Origin of the sequence: Amycolatopsis sp. cg5, from assembly GCF_041346955.1 — a bacterium.
In the GTDB taxonomy this organism is placed as follows: domain Bacteria; phylum Actinomycetota; class Actinomycetes; order Mycobacteriales; family Pseudonocardiaceae; genus Amycolatopsis.
The window spans coordinates 6,985,670-7,004,317 of record NZ_CP166849.1 but is presented as its reverse complement, the minus strand read 5'-3'; the positions used below and the strand labels follow the sequence as shown (position 1 = coordinate 7,004,317).

General features: G+C 68.1%; 18 protein-coding genes. 11 read left to right on the top strand and 7 right to left on the bottom strand.

Features of this window, described 5'->3' with window-relative positions:
- Window positions 1-90: 90 nt before the first annotated feature.
- Genes AB5J62_RS31310 through AB5J62_RS31295 form a run of 4 tightly spaced genes read right to left on the bottom strand, consistent with a single transcriptional unit; the run spans window position 91 to window position 3,451 of the window.
- Complete coding sequence (locus AB5J62_RS31310) at window positions 91-354, bottom strand: DegV family protein (protein WP_370943584.1); 264 nt, start codon at window positions 352-354, stop codon at window positions 91-93.
- On the bottom strand, window positions 338-1,372 hold the full coding sequence (locus AB5J62_RS31305) for a ParA family protein (protein WP_370943583.1): 1,035 nt from the start codon (window positions 1,370-1,372) through the stop codon (window positions 338-340). Before AB5J62_RS31305 ends, AB5J62_RS31310 begins: the two co-directional genes overlap by 17 nt.
- Window positions 1,369-2,547: an ATP-binding protein gene (locus AB5J62_RS31300; RefSeq protein WP_370943582.1), complete on the bottom strand. Its 1,179-nt coding sequence runs from the start codon at window positions 2,545-2,547 to the stop codon at window positions 1,369-1,371. The genes AB5J62_RS31305 and AB5J62_RS31300 overlap by 4 nt, the downstream gene beginning before the upstream one ends.
- Window positions 2,548-2,602: 55 nt before the next feature.
- Window positions 2,603-3,451 carry a DegV family protein gene (locus AB5J62_RS31295; RefSeq protein ID WP_370943581.1) on the bottom strand — a complete coding sequence of 283 codons (849 nt, stop codon included), beginning with the start codon at window positions 3,449-3,451 and terminating at the stop codon, window positions 2,603-2,605.
- 226 nt (window positions 3,452-3,677) lie between these two features.
- Between AB5J62_RS31295 and AB5J62_RS31290 the strand changes: the two genes are divergently transcribed.
- The 7 genes from AB5J62_RS31290 to mnmA all read left to right on the top strand — a co-directional run bounded on the left by AB5J62_RS31290 (window position 3,678) and on the right by mnmA (window position 10,974).
- The gene (locus AB5J62_RS31290) at window positions 3,678-4,466 is read left to right on the top strand and encodes an electron transfer flavoprotein subunit beta (protein ID WP_370943580.1); all 789 of its coding nucleotides are present in this window, start codon (window positions 3,678-3,680) and stop codon (window positions 4,464-4,466) included.
- A gap of 15 nt (window positions 4,467-4,481) precedes the next feature.
- Complete coding sequence (locus tag AB5J62_RS31285; protein WP_370943579.1) at window positions 4,482-5,441, top strand: electron transfer flavoprotein subunit alpha/FixB family protein; 960 nt, start codon at window positions 4,482-4,484, stop codon at window positions 5,439-5,441.
- Window positions 5,442-5,584: 143 nt separating this feature from the next.
- A complete protein-coding gene (locus AB5J62_RS31280) occupies window positions 5,585-6,364 on the top strand; it encodes a GNAT family N-acetyltransferase (RefSeq protein WP_370943577.1) in 780 nt (259 codons plus the stop codon).
- Window positions 6,361-7,218 (top strand): lysophospholipid acyltransferase family protein, encoded by an 858-nt coding sequence (locus AB5J62_RS31275; RefSeq protein ID WP_370943576.1) that lies wholly within the window; start codon window positions 6,361-6,363, stop codon window positions 7,216-7,218. The genes AB5J62_RS31280 and AB5J62_RS31275 overlap by 4 nt, the downstream gene beginning before the upstream one ends.
- 111 nt (window positions 7,219-7,329) lie before the next feature.
- Window positions 7,330-8,694: an MFS transporter gene (locus tag AB5J62_RS31270; RefSeq protein ID WP_370943575.1), complete on the top strand. Its 1,365-nt coding sequence runs from the start codon at window positions 7,330-7,332 to the stop codon at window positions 8,692-8,694.
- A gap of 27 nt (window positions 8,695-8,721) precedes the next feature.
- On the top strand, window positions 8,722-9,894 hold the full coding sequence (locus AB5J62_RS31265) for a cysteine desulfurase family protein (protein WP_370943574.1): 1,173 nt from the start codon (window positions 8,722-8,724) through the stop codon (window positions 9,892-9,894).
- A 3-nt stretch (window positions 9,895-9,897) separates the two neighbouring features.
- Entirely contained in the window at window positions 9,898-10,974 is a 1,077-nt protein-coding gene (gene mnmA / locus AB5J62_RS31260) for a tRNA 2-thiouridine(34) synthase MnmA (protein WP_370943573.1), read from the top strand.
- A 275-nt stretch (window positions 10,975-11,249) separates the two neighbouring features.
- On the opposite strand, the gene AB5J62_RS31255 is transcribed toward mnmA, so the two are convergent.
- Window positions 11,250-11,696, bottom strand: a complete 447-nt coding sequence (locus AB5J62_RS31255; RefSeq protein ID WP_370943571.1) for a GNAT family N-acetyltransferase — start codon at window positions 11,694-11,696, stop codon at window positions 11,250-11,252.
- 18 nt (window positions 11,697-11,714) lie between these two features.
- On the opposite strand from AB5J62_RS31255, the gene AB5J62_RS31250 reads away from it, so the two are divergent.
- A complete protein-coding gene (locus AB5J62_RS31250; protein ID WP_370943570.1) occupies window positions 11,715-12,446 on the top strand; it encodes a class I SAM-dependent methyltransferase in 732 nt (243 codons plus the stop codon).
- On the opposite strand, the gene AB5J62_RS31245 is transcribed toward AB5J62_RS31250, so the two are convergent.
- Both AB5J62_RS31245 and AB5J62_RS31240 read right to left on the bottom strand, forming a co-directional pair.
- On the bottom strand, window positions 12,434-13,471 hold the full coding sequence (locus AB5J62_RS31245) for an MBL fold metallo-hydrolase (RefSeq protein WP_370943568.1): 1,038 nt from the start codon (window positions 13,469-13,471) through the stop codon (window positions 12,434-12,436). The genes AB5J62_RS31250 and AB5J62_RS31245 overlap by 13 nt on opposite strands.
- Window positions 13,472-13,604: 133 nt before the next feature.
- Window positions 13,605-14,411, bottom strand: a complete 807-nt coding sequence (locus AB5J62_RS31240) for a phospholipid scramblase-related protein (RefSeq protein ID WP_370943567.1) — start codon at window positions 14,409-14,411, stop codon at window positions 13,605-13,607.
- 93 nt (window positions 14,412-14,504) lie between these two features.
- Here AB5J62_RS31240 and AB5J62_RS31235 point away from each other — a divergent pair, with 93 nt between their 5' ends.
- From AB5J62_RS31235 to ligA, 3 genes are read left to right on the top strand one after another with little or no spacing between them, the layout of a single operon-like run.
- Complete coding sequence (locus AB5J62_RS31235) at window positions 14,505-15,542, top strand: methionine synthase (RefSeq protein WP_370943566.1); 1,038 nt, start codon at window positions 14,505-14,507, stop codon at window positions 15,540-15,542.
- A gap of 10 nt (window positions 15,543-15,552) precedes the next feature.
- Entirely contained in the window at window positions 15,553-16,236 is a 684-nt protein-coding gene (locus tag AB5J62_RS31230) for a hypothetical protein (RefSeq protein WP_370943565.1), read from the top strand.
- An 11-nt stretch (window positions 16,237-16,247) separates the two neighbouring features.
- Window positions 16,248-18,353, top strand: a complete 2,106-nt coding sequence (gene ligA / locus AB5J62_RS31225) for an NAD-dependent DNA ligase LigA (protein ID WP_370943564.1) — start codon at window positions 16,248-16,250, stop codon at window positions 18,351-18,353.
- Window positions 18,354-18,648 lie beyond the last annotated feature (295 nt).

Genomic DNA, 18,648 nt, shown 5'->3' with positions numbered 1-18,648 from the left:
AGATGACCAAAGCCGGTCATCCGGTCACAATCCAAGGTAGCGCCGAACCGCCAAGCACGGCAAGGGTTTTCGGGGCGGGCGAACGGGTGGTCAGCCGCCAACGGGCGAGACGGTGATGCCCAGCGCGCCGGGGCCGACATGCGCGCCGATGATCGCGCTGGCCTCGACGAGGTGGTTCTCGTGCACGTTCGGGATGCGTTTCACCAGGTCGGCGGACAGTTCGGCGAAGCGCTCGTCCGAGCCGAAGCGGGTGACCGCGATGTCGACCTGCCTGCCGGCGGCGGCCGCGACGGCCAGGTCGGTCATCTTCGAAATCGCCCGGCGGGAATTCGTTGTATCATTCGGTCGCTTCAAGCCTATCTAACAGCTTGCGAGCTAGTGTCTGAAAATCTTGATAGCACTTTTGTACGTAGGTTTGAGTGCTTCCAAGCGCGCCGTCGGCTGAGCGAAGATCAAACATGGGTTTTCGCGCATCGTGAGCTAGTGGCATAAGGCTTTGGTAGTTCTTGAGCGTCGCGACCTCATATGAAGAATCTGCCGCCTCGCCCGGCTCTCCGAGGACTGCAGAGGAGTAAACTGCTGGAATTCGATCCAGCCAGCGTCGATACGCTCGGACTGGTCGGTCGAGTCGCATGATGGGCTGCATAATTACGTAGCCTAATGGCTGCATTATTCCTGGAGGTGCAGCGATCGACTTTGGAACATTTGGCAGTACAATATCTTGCCAGGTTCCACGCCAGCTGCGTAAGGTGGGGCCGAGGTTGTGCAAGCCGCGTAACGAGAATAGATCTGCGGCTAGGGGTGTAAGGACGGTATCTGCTGACAGGAGTGCTGCCCTATTGATTGCGCCTAAATTGGGGCCGACGTCAATCAGGACCAAGTTTGCTTCGACTGTGGTTCTTGCTGCGTCGATAATTCTGTGAAATGCGGTTGTTGTTCGGAGGGCGGCCTTGTCGCCGGTGAAGCACTTGGGCCAAGTTTCTGAGAGCTTATCTTCAAAAGCGCTAAGCTCAAGATCGCCAGGAAGGAGCCATAAGCCGTCCGTTATTTCGATAGGTGCAGGTGTATCGATGTCTCCTAGTCCTTCGCGGATCGGCGCTACTGCGGTAGCAATCGTTCCGGTTGTGCTAGAGACGGGGCCGACGAGCTTCGCTTGTCGAGGTGTTGAGTCTGGCCAAGCTGGGCTTTGAGGTTCGTGCCAAAGTTCGGCGAGATCTTCCTCGTCTAGAAACTGTGCTGTGAGATTTGACTGTGGATCGAGATCCACGGCCAACACTCGATGTCCGAGGCGCTGAAGCATGTGGGCGAGATGGTAGGTCAATGTTGTCTTGCCTACGCCGCCCTTGTTGTTGAACAATGCAACGGATGTCATTTGGTCCTCCAAAGGGTGACGGACCATGACGAGTCGTCGACGTCGAACCGTGGTTGTGGATTTCCGTTCCGCTTCAGTGAGGCCTGTATTCGGCCGATTCCTCGGCCAAAACGGTTGACGTAGTTGAGGGACTTCATTGCTGCGGCAAGGGAGGGATTTCGATAGTCATTGACCCTTTCGAAGTTATCATTTCGCACCTGCCCGAAGGGGCCTCCTGGGTTGGTGACTTCAATTCGGTCGTTGAACCAGGCGATACGCACGGGTGCGTTTGAATTTTCGTAGTTTCTGTGCATGATGGCGTTCATGCACACTTCCCGAAGGGCTTCAAAGGGATAGTCGGGTTTTTGTTCCTCCCGAAAATCTTCCCCCTCTTCGAGTCTTGTGTGCAAGTGTCCGCGTAGTACTGCGCCGAGTCGGGTCGCGGTTCCAATGAGATTGGAGCGCATTTCTTGATCATCTGCGACGGCTGCATCAAGATCGTCCCCTTGATACCGAATGAACTGCACGTAAGCGCCGGGTATGTGTGCGCTTGGATTAACTCCAAGTGTAAGTAAACCAAGTACGGTCGGGTTGCCTTGAAGATTTGTTAGTCCCAACGATGCAAGCTGTTGTTCTGCTGTTCGCCCATTCTCTTCAATGACTTCTGGGGCCACAAATGATGGCAAATAGTCGGATCGGAACAGTGCGAGATCGAGGTCCTCAAGAGTTGCTGTTTCTAGGGCGCGACTGTCGTATGGCACGTCCGCAGCGCGTCGGCGCTCGCTCAGGATGCGCTCGTCGTCACGTGTTGCTTCTCGCGTTGTTGGCCCGGGTCTAACCCAGGTAATGCCCTTGAAGCGAACAGGAGGCGTCGAAGAGGCTTTCACCTCGATATGTACGATCGGCCTACCGGCAAAAATGGCGGACTCGACCGTCATCGAAGGCCTGTCGAGGATCTGGCCTTCGTCGCGAAGGTCCGTGAGTCTCAAAAGCTCGCGGTCGCTGACGTCCACATCATCCACAGGCTGACCTTTGTCGTTCACGCCGATGAGCAAGTGCCCGACGCCTTTGTGTCCTAGATCGTTGGCCAGTGCGCAGATCGCCTTCCGGAGCTTGTCGCGATCCTTTCCAGACTGCTTGAACTCCAGGTTGACAGTCTCCTGGGTGCCTAGCAGTTCTGCGAGATCTTTGCTCATGTGGTCATCTTCGCAGACGACATGGGTAACCTTCCGCAAGCGCGGTCGGTGTCTCTCAGCCGCCAACGGGCGAGACGGTGATGCCCAGCGCGCCGGGGCCGACATGAGCGCCGATGATCGCGCTGGCCTCGACGAGGTGGTTCTCGTGCACGTTCGGGATGCGTTTCACCAGGTCGGCGGACAGTTCGGCGAAGCGCTCGTCCGAGCCGAAGCGGGTGACCGCGATGTCGACCTGCCTGCCGGCGGCGGCCGCGACGGCCAGGTCGGTCATCTTCGAAATCGCCCGTCGCGCACCGGGAACGCGGGCGAGTGGCGCGACTTCGCCCTCGCGCACGGTCAGCACGGGCTTGATGGCGAACTTCGTGCCGATCCACGCCTGCGCGCCGCCGATCCGGCCGCCGCGGCGCAGGTATTCGAGGGTGTCGACGTAGATGAACTCGGTGCTGGTGCGGAAACGCTGCTCGGCGGCGTCGATGACCCGGCGGGCCTGCGCGCCGGCGCCCGCGGCACGCGCGGCCGAAATCGCGGCGAACCCGAGGCTCATGCCGGTCGTGTGGCTGTCCAGCACGTGGACGGGAATGCGTACCTGGCTCGCGGCTTCGCGGGCGGCCTGGACGGTCGCGGACATCCGTCCCGACAGGTGGATACTTACCACCGAACTGGCGCCGGAACTCGCCGCTTCCTGGAACGCCCAGAAGAACGCGCCGGTGTCCGGCGGTGCCGTGGCGACCGGCGTTCCCCCCTTCATGGCCTCGATCAGGTCCTGTCTGCCGACCCGGTGTTCGTCGTCCATGGAGGCCCCGACCTGCAGTTGGACCTGCACGACGGTGACGCCCCACTGGGCGGCGAGATGTTCGGGTAGGCAGGCGGTGGAGTCCGTGATCACAGCGACGTGGGCGGGCATGGGCAGGGAGGTTAACCCCTAACGGCCTACTCCGTGTAGCCCAGTGTTGCTCCAACCGGATTACCGGATCGGTTCCGATGGGCGATACGCGAGACTATTGGGACGATGGTCCCGGTAAACAGCGCTTAGGGGTGAATGAGGTCACCTAGGGGCTCCCAGCGGGCGTCCGAGGCCATAACCTTCGCCGAAGTAGAGCTTCGTAATAGCGGGAGGTCGAAGAAGACCCATGACGAACATCGTTGTCCTGGTCAAGCAGGTGCCTGACACCTACTCGGAGCGCAAGCTCTCCGAATCCGACCACACACTCGACCGTGAGTCCGCCGACGCGGTGCTCGACGAGATCAACGAGCGCGCCGTCGAGGAGGCGCTCAAGATCAAGGAAGCCGGCGAAGGCGAAGTGACCGTGCTCGCCGTCGGCCCGTCGCGCGCCACCGACGCCATCCGCAAGGCCCTGTCCATGGGCGCGGACAAGGCGATCCACGTTTCCGACGACGCGCTGCACGGCTCCGACCTGCTGGCCACGGCCAAGGTCATCGCCGCCGCGATCCGCAAGGTCGAAGGCGTCGACCTGGTCATCGCGGGCAACGAGGCCTCCGACGGCCGCGGTGGCGCCGTCCCGGCGATCGTCGCCGAGCTGCTCGGCCTGCCGCAGCTGACCCACGCGCGTGAGCTGACCGTCGACGGCTCGACCGTGAAGGTCAAGCGCGAGACCGCGGACGAGGGCCTCACACACCTCGAGGCGAGCCTGCCCGCGCTGGTCTCCGTCACCGAGAAGATCAACGAGCCGCGGTACCCGTCCTTCAAGGGCATCATGGCCGCCAAGAAGAAGCCGGTCGAAACGTTGTCCGTCGCCGACCTCGGTGTCGACGCCGGCGAGGTCGGCCTCGGCAACGCGTGGTCGTCGGTCGTCGAGGCCTCGCCGAAGCCGCCGCGCACCGCGGGGCAGCGCGTCGAGGACGAAGGCGACGGCGGCACGAAGGTCGCCGAGTACCTCGTCGGTCAGAAGCTCATCTGAGGGAGTTGACACAACATGGCTGAAGTTCTCGTTCTCGTCGACCACGCCGACGGCGCGGTCAAGAAGGTCACCCTCGAGCTGCTGACCGCCGCTCGCGCGCTGGGTGAGCCGTCCGCGGTCGTCGTCGGTTCGCCCGGCACCGCGGGCAAGGTCAAGGAGCAGCTCGCCGCTTACGGCGCCGCGAAGGTCTACGTCGCGGAGTCCGACGAGGCCGCCTCCTACCTGGTGACCCCGAAGGTCGACGCGCTGCACAAGCTGGCTCAGCAGGCCTCCCCGGCCGCCGTGCTGGTCGCCGCCACCGCCGAGGGCAAGGAGGTGTCGGGCCGCCTCGCCGCGCGCCTGGACTCCGGTCTGCTCATCGACGTCGTCGGCGTGAACTCCGACGGCTCCGTCGAGCAGTCCATCTTCGGTGGCGCGTTCTCCGTGAAGGCCAAGGCCGCCAAGGGAACCCCGATCATCTCGGTGCGCCCCGGTGGCGTCGAGGCGGAGCCCGCTGAGGGTGCCGCCGCCGAGGAGACCGTCGAGCTGCCCGCGATCGACGCGGCCAAGTCCGCCAAGATCGTCGGCGTCGAGCCGCTGGTCGGCGGCGACCGTCCCGAGCTGACCGAGGCGTCGATCGTCGTCTCCGGTGGCCGCGGTGTCGGTTCGGCCGAGAAGTTCGACGTCGTCGAGAAGCTGGCCGACTCGCTCGGCGCGGCTGTCGGCGCGTCGCGCGCGGCCGTCGACTCCGGCTACTACCCGGCGCAGTTCCAGGTCGGCCAGACCGGCAAGACGGTCTCGCCGCAGCTGTACATCGCGCTCGGCATCTCCGGCGCGATCCAGCACCGCGCGGGCATGCAGACCTCGAAGACGATCATCGCGGTCAACAAGGACGCGGAGGCGCCGATCTTCGAGATCGCCGACTTCGGCGTGGTGGGCGACCTGTTCAACGTCGCGCCGCAGCTGACCGACGCGGTGGCCGCCCGCAAGGGCTGACCCGGGCGTTTACCTGGATGGGGCGGTTCCTTAACGGGACCGCCCCATTTCCTTTATCAAGTACCCGCAATTAACCCGAAGTGCACAGACCGGTCATCGGATCGCTCTCTCAGCCTTTTCTAAGGCAGGCGTACACCTATGGCATGACGTCGTCACAGCTACTCGTCAGCACTGATCAGGCGGGTGTCGAGCTCCCGGCCGATGCGCCCCGGTATTCACTCCTCGTAGCCAACGACAACGCCGAAGTCCTTGCCGCGCAAAGACTTCGCCACCAGGTCTTCGCCGAAGAGATGGGCGCGCGGCTCAACTCGCTCGTCGACGGGCTCGACGTGGACCGCTTCGACGAGTTCTGTGACCACCTGGTCGTCCGTGACGACAACACCGGCGAGATCGTCGGCACCTACCGCATGCTGCCGCCCGAGCGGGCCGTCGCGGCCGGACAGTTGTACTCGGACAGTGAGTTCGACCTGACCGCGCTCGCGGGCCTGCGCTCCTCCCTGGTCGAGACCGGCCGCTCGTGCGTGCACCCCGATCACCGTAGCGGCGCCGTCGTCAGCCTCGTCTGGGCGGGCATCGCGCGCTACATGCTGCTCTCGGGTCACCGGTACCTCGCCGGCTGCGCGTCCGTGCCGCTCGTGGACGGCGGAAGCTACGCCGCCGGCGTGTGGGATGTCTTGCGCACCAAGCACTTCTCGCCGGACTCGCTGCGTGTCTCGCCGCTGCACCCGTGGAACTCCGGCGGCATCGAGCGGCCCGCGCGGTCGGTGCTGCCGCCGCTGATCAAGGGTTACGTGCGCCTTGGCGCCCAGGTCTGCGGAGCGCCCGCGCTCGACGCGGACTTCGGGGTGGCGGACTTCTTCGTGTTGCTCGATCTGCAGAAGATCGACGAGCGTTACCTCAAGTTCTTCCTGGGTGTCCAGTGACGCACGCCTACATGCCGACGTCGCCCTGTGGCGACGGATGCCTGACCGAGGGCGAGCCGACGGTTTCGCTGCCGCGCCGGATCTTCCGGTTCGGCAGCGCGATCGGCGTGCTCCTGCTCGCGCTGCTGGCCGCGCCGGTGATGTTCGCGCTGCGCGGCGCCGCCCGCGAACGCCTGGTGCGCTTGATCTTCCGCGGCGTGCTGCGTGCGTTCGGCGTCCGCCTGCTCGTGCACGGCGCCGACGATTTCGCGGCCGGCCGTGGCGCGCTGGTGGTCAACAACCACATCTCGTGGCTCGACATCGTCGCGATCAACGCCGTCCGCCCGATGCGCGCGCTCGCCAAGAAGGAGATCGCGTCGTGGCCGCTGCTGGGCACCCTGGTCCGCCGGGGTGGCAGCATTTTCCTTGACCGCGAACGGCTTTCGACACTTCCGGGCACCATGGCCGAACTCGCCGACGCGCTGCGGTCCGGCTCGCTGGTGAGCGTCACACCGGAAGGCACGACCTGGTGCGGCCTCGCCTCCGGGCGCTTCACGACGGCGACGTTCCAGGCCGCGATCGACGGCGGTGTGCCGGTGCGCCCGATCGCGCTGCGCTTCCGTCTCGCCGACGGCCGTGAGACGAGCCGCCCGGCGTTCATCGGCCCGGAGTCGCTGATCGCCTCGCTGAGCCGGGTCGCCGCGCTGCGCGGCCTGGTGCTGGAACTGTTCATCTGCCCGGAGATCGCGCCCGGCCGCGCGGTCGACCGGCGTGAACTCGCCGCGCTCGCCGAGTCGGCCGTGCACTCGGCGCTCGGCACGGTCCGCATCCCGGCCCGCAAGCGCACCCGCCGCAAGGTCCTCGCGGCCAGCTAGCCGGGATAAAGCGGGCTTTACTCCCCGATGTTCAGCGGGCTTTATCCCCGGGAGTAAAGCCCGCTTTATCCGCTTGACCTCCACCCAGGTCGAGGTACCAGGCTGGGCGGCATGACGGAGACACTGGGGGCACCGCCCAAGAAGGGCGTGCTGTGGACGCCGGAACACCGCTTCACCACGGGCGGGCTGCTGCTGCTCGTCACGCTGGTGGCGTTCGAGGCGATGGGTGTGGCGACCGCCATGCCGACCATGGTCGCCGCGCTGCACGGGCAGGACCTGTACTCGTGGCCGTTCACCGGTTTCCTGGTCGCCAGTGTCGTCGCGACCGTGCTGTCCGGACGGCTCGGTGACCGCAAGGGCCCGGTGCCCGCGCTGCTCGGCGGGCTGGTCGTCTTCGTCGGGGGCCTGCTGGTGGCGGGCAGCGCGCAGAACATGGCCACGCTGCTGGCCGGGCGGGTGCTCCAAGGTGTCGGCTCCGGCTTCTTCCTGGTCGCGTTCTCGCTGCTGATCGCGCTCACCTACACCGACCGCGAGCGCCCGGTGATGTACGCGGCCACCGCCGCCGCGTGGGTGCTGCCCGCCGTGCTGGGGCCGTTCGTCGGCGGGCTGGTCACCGTCCATTTCGGCTGGCGGTGGGTGTTCCTCGGGCTGGTGCCGTTCGTGGCGGTCGGCACGGCGATGCTGGTCGTGGTCACCCGCAGGCTCCCGCCGCACGTGCCCGGTGAACGGCAGCAGCGCGCCAGCGTGACCGCCGCGGTCGCGACCGCGCTCGGTATCGCCGCGCTGAGCTGGGCCGCGCAACACCCGTCACTCCTCGCGCTCGCCTATGGAGCCGCCGCGCTGGTCGTGCTCGCCGTCGCGCTGCGGAAGCTGCTGCCCACCGGGACGCTCAGCGGCAGGCGCGGACTGCCGACCGTGGTCGCCGCGCGCGGGCTGATCGCCGCCGCGTACGCCTCGATGGAGGCGTTCCTGCCGCTGACCATGTCGGCCGTCCACGGCTACAGCCCGTCGATGGCGGGCTTGCCGCTGACGCTGACCGCGCTCGGCTGGTCGGCGGGCTCGGCGGTGCAGGGCCGTTACCCGGACTGGTCGCGCGAGAACTCGCTGCGGCTCGGGTTCGCGCTGGTCGCGTTGGGTCTGGTCGGGTTCCTGATGGTCAGCCAGCCGTGGCTGCCCGGCTGGATCGCGTTCGTGGTCTGCACCATCGGCGGCGCCGGGATGGGCATCGCCATGCCCGCCATTTCGGTGCTGCTCTACCGCTATTCGCCGGAGAGCGAGCGCGGATTCAACACCTCCGCGCTGCAATTGGTCGACTGGGTCGGCTCGGCGCTGCTGATCGGCGTCGGCGGTGTGCTGCTGGCCGCGCTGGCCTCGGCGGAGCATCCTGGACCGGCGGTGGCCGTGCTCGCGGTGATCACGATCGGCATCGCCTGTTCGGGTGTTTTTCTCACCGGGCGGTGGCCGGAAAAAGCCTGAGGCCAGTGCGACTATCCTGGGTGGGCGATGACCTATCTCGACCACGCGGCGACGACCCCCATGTTGCCCGAAGCCATAGCGGCGATGACCGAGGCGCTGTCCACAGTGGGCAACGCCTCGTCGCTGCATTCCTCGGGCAGGCGGGCCCGCCGGATGGTCGAGGAGGCCCGCGAGGTCATCGCCGCCTCGCTGGGCGCGCGGCCGTCCGAGGTGATCTTCACCGCCGGGGGCACCGAAAGCGACAATCTCGCGGTCAAGGGCATCTTCTGGGCGCGTCAGAAGCCCCGGATCCTGGCCAGCGCCGTCGAGCACCACGCGGTGCTCGACACCGTGCAGTGGCTGGTCGAGCACTCCGGCGCCGAGATCACCTGGCTCGAGGTCGACGAGCACGGCCGGGTCGGCCCGGAGACCCTGCGCGCCGCCATCGACGAGGACCCGGCGACTGTGGCGTTGGTCACCGTCATGTGGGCCAACAACGAGGTCGGCACGGTCAACCCGATCGCCGAGCTCGCCGCCATCTGCGCCGAGCACGGCATCCCGCTGCACACCGACGCCGTCCAGGCGGTCGGCGCGGTCCCGGTCGACTTCACGGCCAGCGGCGCGAGCGCGCTCACACTCACCGGCCACAAACTCGGCGGACCGTACGGCGTCGGCGCGCTGCTGCTCGCGCGTGACACGCCCTGCGTGCCGCTGCTGCACGGCGGCGGCCAGGAGCGTGACGTGCGCTCCGGCACGCTCGACGTGCCCGCCATCCACAGCTTCGCCACGGCCGTCCGCGTGGCCGTCGACCAGCAGGAGAAGAAGGCGGTCGAGCTCGCCGAGCTGCGTGACGAGCTCGTCGGCGCGGTGCTGCGCGCGGTGCCGGACGCGGTGCTCAACGGCGACCACGACGGGCTGCCCGGCACGGCGCACTTCACCTTCCCCGGGTGCGCGGGCGACAGCCTGCTGATGCTGCTCGACGCCAAGGGCATCGAGTGCTCGACGGGCTCCGCGTGCACCGCGGGCGTCGCACAGCCCAGCCACGTGCTGCTCGCCATGGGCGCCGATCCGATGGCCGCGCGGGGCTCGCTGCGGTTCTCGATGGGGCACACGTCCACCCGCGCCGACGTCGAGGCCGTCGCGCGGGAAATCGGTGGCGTCGTCACGAGAGCAAGGCAAGCTGGTCTCGCAGGTATGCGTAAACAAAAGCAGGAGGTGTAGGAAATGCGCGTTCTGGCCGCGATGAGCGGGGGAGTGGATTCGGCGGTGGCCGCCGCGCGGGCCGTCGACGCCGGGCACGACGTCGTCGGCGTGCACCTCGCGCTGTCCGCCAAGCCGGGCACGCTGCGCACGGGTTCCCGTGGCTGCTGCACGATCGAGGACTCGCACGACGCGCGCCGCGCCGCGGACATCCTCGGCATCCCGTTCTACGTCTGGGACTTCGCCGAGCGGTTCACCGAGGAGGTCATCGAGACCTTCGTCGGCGAGTACGCCGCGGGCCGCACGCCCAACCCGTGCGTCACCTGCAACGAGAAGATCAAGTTCGAGGCGTTGCTGGACAAGGCGATGGCGCTCGGCTTCGACGCGGTCGCCACCGGGCACTACGCCCAGCTGTCCATTGTGGACGGCGTGCCCGCGCTGAGCCGCAGCGTCGACGTGGGCAAGGACCAGTCGTACGTGCTCGCCTCGCTGACCCCGGAGCAGCTGCGGCACTCGATGTTCCCGCTCGGCGACTCGTGGAAGACCGACGTCCGCGCCGAGGCCGACCGCCGCGGCCTGTCCGTGGCGAACAAGCCGGACAGCCACGACATCTGCTTCATCCCGGACGGCGACACCAAGGGCTTCCTGGAGAAGCGCCTCGGCCAGGCGCCCGGCCAGCTGATCGACGCCGAGACCGGCGCCGTGCTCGGTCAGCACACGGGCGTCCACGGCTTCACGATCGGCCAGCGCAAGGGCCTCGGCATCGAGGCGCCCGCGCCCGACGGCCGCCCTCGCTACGTGCTCTCGCTGGAGCCCGTCTCGGGCACCGTGAAGGTCGGCTCGGCGGACAACCTCGGCGTCGACGTGATCGAGGCGGACCGCCCGATCTGGCCGAGCGAGCAGCCGCTCGACGGCCCGACCGAGTGCACCATCCAGGTCCGCGCGCACGGCGGCATCGTCGAGGCGGTCGCCGAGGCCGACGGCGACGACGTCACGATCCAGCTCCGCGAGCCCCTCAAGGGCGTCGCGCCGGGCCAGGTCGTGGTGCTCTACCGCGGCGACCTGGTGCTGGGCAGCGCAAAGATCCGCGCCACACGCTAAAGCAGCAGCTTGAAGCCCGGCTGGTGATCGTCGGCTCGGTGTGGGGTCGTGAGTGGTACGGCCGGTTCTAACCGGTCAAACCACTCACGACCCCTTTCTCGGCTGCGTCGCCAGTGTCGGGTGAGGGCCTAGTTCGCTCGGATTCGTGGGGTGGGGGCCTAGTTCGACCGTATATGCGGGTGAGGGAGGCCCTGACCCGCTCGGCTCGGGTGAGGGAGGCCCTCACCCACGCCGACCATGGATGAAGGGCTAGAACCGCCCACAAAGCGGACGCGCTAAAGCAGCAGCTTGAAGCCGGTGTGGCTGGCGGTGAAGCCGAGCCGGTCGTAGAAGCGGTGCGCGTCGACGCGCTTGTTGTCGGACGTGAGCTGGACCAGCGCGCAGCCGCGCCGGCGTGACTCGTCGATCGACCACTGCATCAGCTGCTCGCCGATGCGCTTGCCACGCTGGTCCGAGCGCACGCGCACGGCTTCGACCAGACCGCGGGTCGCCCCGCTGCGAGCCAGGCCGGGGATGATCGTCAGCTGCAGCGTGCCGACCACCTCGTCGCCGTCGACGGCCACGACCAGGAGATTCGCCGGGTCGGCGTCGATGTCGCCGAACGCCTTCAGATACGGCGTCAGGTCGTCGGCCGAGTCGCGGGTGCTGCCGAGCTGATCGTCGGCGAGCATCCGCACGATGGCTTCGACGTCGGCTTCGATGGCTCGTCGTATCTCGATCACGATGCCAAACTACAAGCCATGACCAGGGGCTTCTATGACGACCTCGCCGGCACCTACGACCTCCTGTACGCGGACTGGGACGCCAGCATGGTCCGCCAGGCCAAGGCGCTCGACTGGTTCCTGCCGGACGGCCGGGTGCTCGACTGCGCGTGCGGTATCGGGACCCAGTCGCTCGGGCTCGCGCTGCGGCGGCGTGACGTCGTCGGGACCGACCTGAGCCCGGTCGCCGTCGCGCGTGCCCGGCGTGAAGCCGCGCAACGCGGCGTCCGTGCCTCGTTCGCGGCCGCGGACATGCGCGCGTTGCCGTTCGGCGACGGCGCTTTCGAGGCCGTGGTCTGCGCGGACAACGCGTTGCCGCACCTGACGACTCCCGAGCAGATGCGTGCCGGGCTCGCCGAGATGCGGCGCGTGCTCAAGCCGGGTGGCGGACTGCTGATCAGCACCCGGCCGTACGACGGGACCACGCCGGGATCGCAGCCGCCGTCGGTCAAGCACACCGCGGACGGCCGCGCGATCACGTTCCAGCTCTGGCACTGGCACGACGACGGCGAGCGCTACGACGCCGAGGTTTTCCAGCTGCTGCCCGACGGCGAGACCTGGACCGTCCACACGCGACAGATGACCTACTGGGCCATCACCCGTGCGCAGCTGACCCCGCTCGTCGCCGAAGCGGGGTTCGCCGGACTGCGCTGGGTCGAGCCGGAAGACAGCGGTTTCTTCCAGCCGTTGCTGGTCGCTCAGGCCGAGTAGTGCCGCACACCGTCCACATCGGACGAACGCAGCCTGCCGTCCGTGGCGAGCAGATCCAGGTGCGCGGCCGTTTCCAGCACGGCGAGCATCTGGTTGAAGGCGTCCATGTCACCGAGTTCGCGCTCGTGCCGCGTCCAGCCGAGGCTCAGCGCGACCTCGTACGCCGTGCTCGCGCCCGCCACGATCTTGGCGCCCATCTTCTCCAGCCGGTCACGGTGGTGTTCGAGCAGCGCGTCGGCACGCGCGTGGACGCTGGGTGAGACGGGGCCGTGCGCGGGCAGCATCCGGCGGTCCGGCAGCGCCCTGACCACCTTCAACGAGCCGATGTAGTCGCGAAGCGGCAGCTCGGCCGGCACCGGCTGGAAGCCGATCGACGGGGTGATGTGCGGCAGCACGTGGTCGCCGGTGAACAGCAGGCCCGCCGCGCCGTCGTCGAACACGACGTGGCCCGCGGTGTGCCCCGGCGTGTGGATGACGTCGAGTTCGCGCCCCGGCAGCACCGTGCGGCGGCCGGGCGTGAGCCACTCGTCGGGCTGCTCCCACAGGTCGAGGTCGGTGCGTTTCGCGTCGCCGAAGAACCGGCCGAGCTCCTCGATCACCGGTTGCGCGTCGTGCAGGCGCAGCAGGTCGATCTGCCCGTTCATGCCGAACACCTCGGGGTCGGCGGCGAGCGCGAGCGACGGTTCCTCGTGCTCGCCGAGCGCGACCTTGCCGCCGAACTCGCGGCGCAGCGCGATGGCCTGGGTGTAGTGATCGCGGTGGACGTGCGTGACCAGGAACTGCCCGATGTCGGCCAGATCGGCGCCGATCGCCTTCAGCCCCAGCGCGAGCAGCTCGCGCGCCTCGTCGAGCGCCCAGCCGGAGTCGATGAGCGCGAGCTCCGTCCCGTCGGTGATCGCGTAGACGTTGACCGCGCGCAACGCGTCCTGCGGCAACGGCAGCGGGATGCGGTACACACCGGGCGCCACGGCGTAGACGCCCGGCTCGGCCCAGTGACGGGTGTTGTCGTCTTCCAGCAGCTCCACGGCGACCCCTTTGTCTCTCGCGTGGCAGGTCTTCCGGGGCGCTGCCCCAGACCCCGCCTGGGGGCAAGCCCCCAGACCCCCTTCACCATGGGCCGCGCGGGTCGCCTATGGCGCTACCTTGAGACGCACGTCACTACCGGTCGTCCTGCTTGAGCGCGGTGTCGATCGTCAGCGCGGTCGCGACCACCATGCTGGCCAGTGGATCCTGCAATGGCCGGTGGATTTCGACGACGTAGTTGTCCGCCGTGGTGAAGGCGGCCTTGATGAAGCCGCCCCAGGTCTTGGTGACCCGCGCGACCTCGGTCTCGGTGTGGTCCTTGATCGAGAAGTTCCAGGCACGCCAGTTCTCCGCCTGGATGCCGCCGACCTTCTGCCCGTTGACCATGAACGAGAACCGGATCTTGCCGATCATGTTCTCCTGGACGATCTCCCCGATCGGTGAGTCGTCGGCGCGGGTCACCAGGAAGCGCGACTTGAAGACCTTCGCCGGTCTAGTCACCTTCAGCACGGTGCTGTGGTTGGCGTCGCGGACCTCGAACTTGTGCGTGAGGAACTGGTCGTAGTTGGTCAGCAGCCGGATGGCCTTCTTCAGCGTGCTCTGCCCGACCTGCACCACCCCGCCGAGCCGGGTGCCGTTCTGGTCGAACACCCCGAACTCGTTGGCCATCTCGATCAGCTTGGCGCGCTGGTTCACCACGAGCACCGGCTCGGTGAACAGCGTCCCGCCACCCTGGTTCGCGCCCGCGCGGCCTTGGGTGCCCTTCGCGGCCTGCTGCTGGATGCGCGCCGGGTCGTGCTGGCGCTCGATGTCCAGCTCGATCACCTCGGCGTCGTTGGCACTGCGCGTGTTCGGCGTCCAGGCCTGCCCGTCCCACCAGCGAACGACGTTGGGGTTCTGCTGATCGGGATACCAGCCGGGAGGCGGCGGGGTGCTCGTCATAGCAGGTCAGCGTAGTAGTGGTAAGCCGAAAGTGGAGCCATTCTCGGGAAATGCGCTTAATGTCCGTGTCACGGGTACTGCCACACTGTGCGAGTGACTGGTCAACCTTGGTCCGCTGGCGCGGCCACCGGAATCGGCTCCATGCCGGGCATCCACCCGGCGGAAACCGCTTCCATCGTCTTCGGCGAACTCCCGGAATTCCCCCACCTGCCCGAACTGCCCGCGCGCGGGCTCGGCGCCGACATCATCGGGCGGACGGCGTCGCTGCTGGTCGACCTCGCCGTCGAGACGGTGCCGAGCGGTTATCGCGTCGCCTCGCACGCCGGTCACGAACATCGCCGCGGCGTCGACCTGCTGCGCTACGACCTCGACGCGCTCGAAGAAGCCCGCGAGAAGACGGGCCTCACCCCGCCGGTGCTCAAGACCCAGCTCGCCGGGCCGTGGACGCTGGCCGCGAACATCGAACTCACGCGCGGGCACCGCGTGCTCACCGACCCCGGCGCCGTCCGCGACTTCACGTCTTCGCTCCTCGAAGGCCTCGCCGGGCATGTCGCGGAACTGACAAAGCGCACCGGCGCTCCGATCGTCGTCCAGTTCGACGAGCCGTCGCTGCCGGACGTGCTCGCCGGTTCGCTGCCCACGCCCTCGGGTTACGGGACCGTCCGCTCGGTGCCCGAGCCCGAGGCACGCGAACTGCTCGCGCAGGTGATCGAGGGCGCCGAGAAGATCACCGGGCAGCCGGTCGTCCTGCACTGCTGCGCCGCGCGGCCGCCCGTCGCGTTGCTGCGCTCGGCGGGCGCCGGCGCGCTGGCCATCGACGCCACCCTGCTGGGTGGTTCGCCAGCCTCGCTGCTCGACGACCTCGGCGAGGCATGGGACAGCGGCGTCAGCTTCTTCCTCGGGCTGGTGCCGTCGACCGATCCGGGCACGAACGTGAAGCTGCGTGACGTCGCCGCGCCCGCGTTGCAGCTGGTGGACCGCCTCGGGTTCAACCGGTCGATCCTCGCCGAGCGCGCGGTGCCGACGCCGACGTGCGGGCTGGCGGGCGCGACGCCGGAGTGGATGCGGCGTGCGCTCGCTCTCACCCGCGATCTCGGCAAAGCCTTCGTCGAGCCGCCGGAAACCTGGTAGCCAGGTACCCATGGGTTTTTTCCGCCGCAACCGCACCGAAGACGTCCCCGACCCGCGCACGGCGTGGCCGGAGCAGGAGATACCGGCCGACGCCGGCGCGGCGGCCGTGGCGTTCTGGACGCGCTGGTTCGAGCTGCTGCCGCTGATCAGCGCCGCGCTGGGGGAACGCGAGCCGCAGCGGGTCGAGCACGACCTGTGCCAGGCGGTCGCGTTGCTGCACCCCGATCTGCACTTCTCACTCGACCGTGGACAGCGCGCGATCTACTCGCTCGTGCTGACCGGGCAGGAGGACCCGGCGCTGCGGCCGTACACCGACGCGTGGAAGGCCGCCGCGCCGCCGGAGGACGCGATCTGGGAGTACCACGACTCGGTGCCGCCGGTGCCCGACCCGGCCGAGGTGACCGTCAACATCGCGCAGCACCGGATCTCGCTGGCCGACGTGCGGGTCGCGGCTCTGGTCGAGGAGTCCGTTGTGGACGTCGCGGTGTATCACCCGGTCTTCGCCTCGCTGGATCCGGAGACCCGGTCGACGCTGACCTTCCTGCCGCTCGACGCGGCGCTGGGGGAGCGGCTCGCCGCCGAACGGTTACGCCGGGTGGAGACCGCCGAGGCCGAGCCGCAGGGCGCGATCACCCTCCTGGAGTTCCGTGACCTGGTGCGCGGCCTCGCCGAAACTGTCGGTGGGGACGACTAGTCTTACCCACTGTGAGCACCGAGCCTGCCGAGATCCCCGCTGACGTTCCCGCCGACGTCCGCGAGCGCCACGCCGCGCTCGCGGAGGAGATCACCGGGCACCAGTTCCGGTACTACGTGCTGGATTCGCCGATCGTGTCGGACGGCCAGTTCGACGAGCTGCTCGGCGAGCTGCAGCGCATCGAGGACGAGCACCCCTCGCTGCAGACGCCGGATTCGCCGACGCAGAACGTCGGCGGCACGTTCTCCACGGACTTCGCCACGCACGACCATCTCGAGCGCATGCTGAGCCTGGACAACGTCTTCGCCGCCGACGAGCTGCAGGCGTGGGTCGAGCGCGTCGAGAAGGAGATCGGTGCGGCGCGGTACCTGGCCGAGCTGAAGATCGACGGGCTCGCGATCAACCTGCTGTACGAGAACGGCAAGCTCACCAGGGCGCTCACGCGCGGCGACGGCCGCACCGGCGAGGACGTCACGCTCAACATCCGCACGCTGGACGGGTTGCCGGAGCAGCTGACCGGCACCGCCGAGTTCCCGGTGCCCGCGCTGGTCGAGGTGCGCGGCGAGGTGTTCTTCCGCGTGTCGGACTTCCTGGAGCTCAACGCGAAGATGGTCGAGGCGGGCAAGACGCCGTACGCCAACCCGCGCAACACGGCGGCGGGATCGTTGCGGCAGAAGGACCCGAAGATCACCAAGTCCCGCAACCTGCGGATGATCTGCCACGGCCTGGGCAGGCGCGAGGGCTTCGAGCCCGCGCGTCAGTCGGAGGCGTACGACGCTTTGGCCGCGTGGGGACTGCCGGTTTCCACGCACAGCAAGGTGATCACGTCGGCCGAGGAGCTGCTGGCGCACATCAAGTACTGGGGCGAGCACAAGCACGACGCCGAGCACGAGATCGACGGCGTGGTCATCAAGGTCGACGACGTCTCGCTCCAGCGCCGCCTGGGTTCCACCTCGCGCGCGCCGCGCTGGGCGATCGCGTACAAGTACCCGCCGGAGGAGGTCGTCACCACGCTGCTCGACATCCAGGTCAACGTGGGGCGCACCGGCCGGGTCACCCCGTTCGCCGTGATGGAGCCGGTGACGGTCGCCGGGTCGACGGTCTCCATGGCGACGCTGCACAACCAGGAAGAGGTCAAGCGCAAGGGTGTGCTGATCGGCGACAAGGTCGTGCTGCGCAAGGCGGGCGACGTGATCCCGGAGGTGCTCGGCCCGGTCGCCGACGCGCGCACCGGCGCCGAGCGCGAGTTCGTCATGCCGCTCGAGTGCCCCTCGTGCGGCACCGAGCTGGCGGCGCAGAAAGAGGGCGACATCGACATCCGTTGCCCCAACTCCCAGGCCTGCCCCGCCCAGCTTCGCCAGCGCATCTTCCACCTGGCGGGCCGCGGCGGCTTCGACATCGAGGTGCTCGGCGAATCCGCGGCCGCGGCGCTGCTCGAAGCGGGCGTCGTCGCCGACGAAGGCGACATCTTCACCCTCGACGCCGAGGACCTGATCCAGGTCGAGCTGTTCCGCACCATGGCGGGCGAGCTCTCGGCCAACGGCGCCAAGCTGCTGGCCAACCTGGAGACGGCCAAGGACCGTCCACTGTGGAAGGTCATCGTCGCGCTGTCCATCCGCCACGTCGGCCCGACCGCGGCCCAGGCACTCGCCCGCGAGTTCGGCTCGCTGACCGTCATCGAGGACTCGACCGAGGAAGCACTGGCCGACGTGGACGGTGTCGGCCCCACGATCGCCCGCGCGGTCGTCGAATGGTTCGCCGTCGACTGGCACCGCGACATCGTCACCAAGTGGCGCCGCGCCGGCGTCCGCATGGTCGAGGAGCGCGACGAGTCCATCCCCCGCAACCTCGAAGGCCTGTCCATCGTGGTCACCGGCTCCCTGCCCGGCTTCTCCCGCGACGAAGCCAAAGAAGCCATCATGGCCCGCGGCGGCAAAGCCGCGGGCTCGGTCTCCAAGAAGACGGCCTTCCTCGTGGTCGGCGACGCCCCCGGCTCCAAATACGACAAAGCCGTCCAGCTCAACGTCCCGGTCCTAGACGAACCCGGCTTCCGCACCCTCCTCTCGGCAGGCCCCGACGCCGCCCTCACCCAAGCCCTCCCCACCGACGCCACCTAACCCCCGCCCCCGCCCCGACATCGCGTCGTCCATCCATGTACGCGTGTCGTCCATCTGGGTACGCGTGCCGACTCCCCAGGTACGCGTGCCGACTCGCCAGGTACGCGTGCCGACTCGCCAGGCACGCGTGCCGACTCCCCAGGCACGGGCTCCGGCTGCCCGAATACCCGGGACCTCGGGCGTACCCAGTCTTTGCCCGTCCCGCACGGGTCTTTGCTGCTCCCGTACGTGAGTTTGCCCCTCGCGTACGTGGGTTTCGCCGGTAACCAGGGCTTCCCGTGTACTTGGATCGACG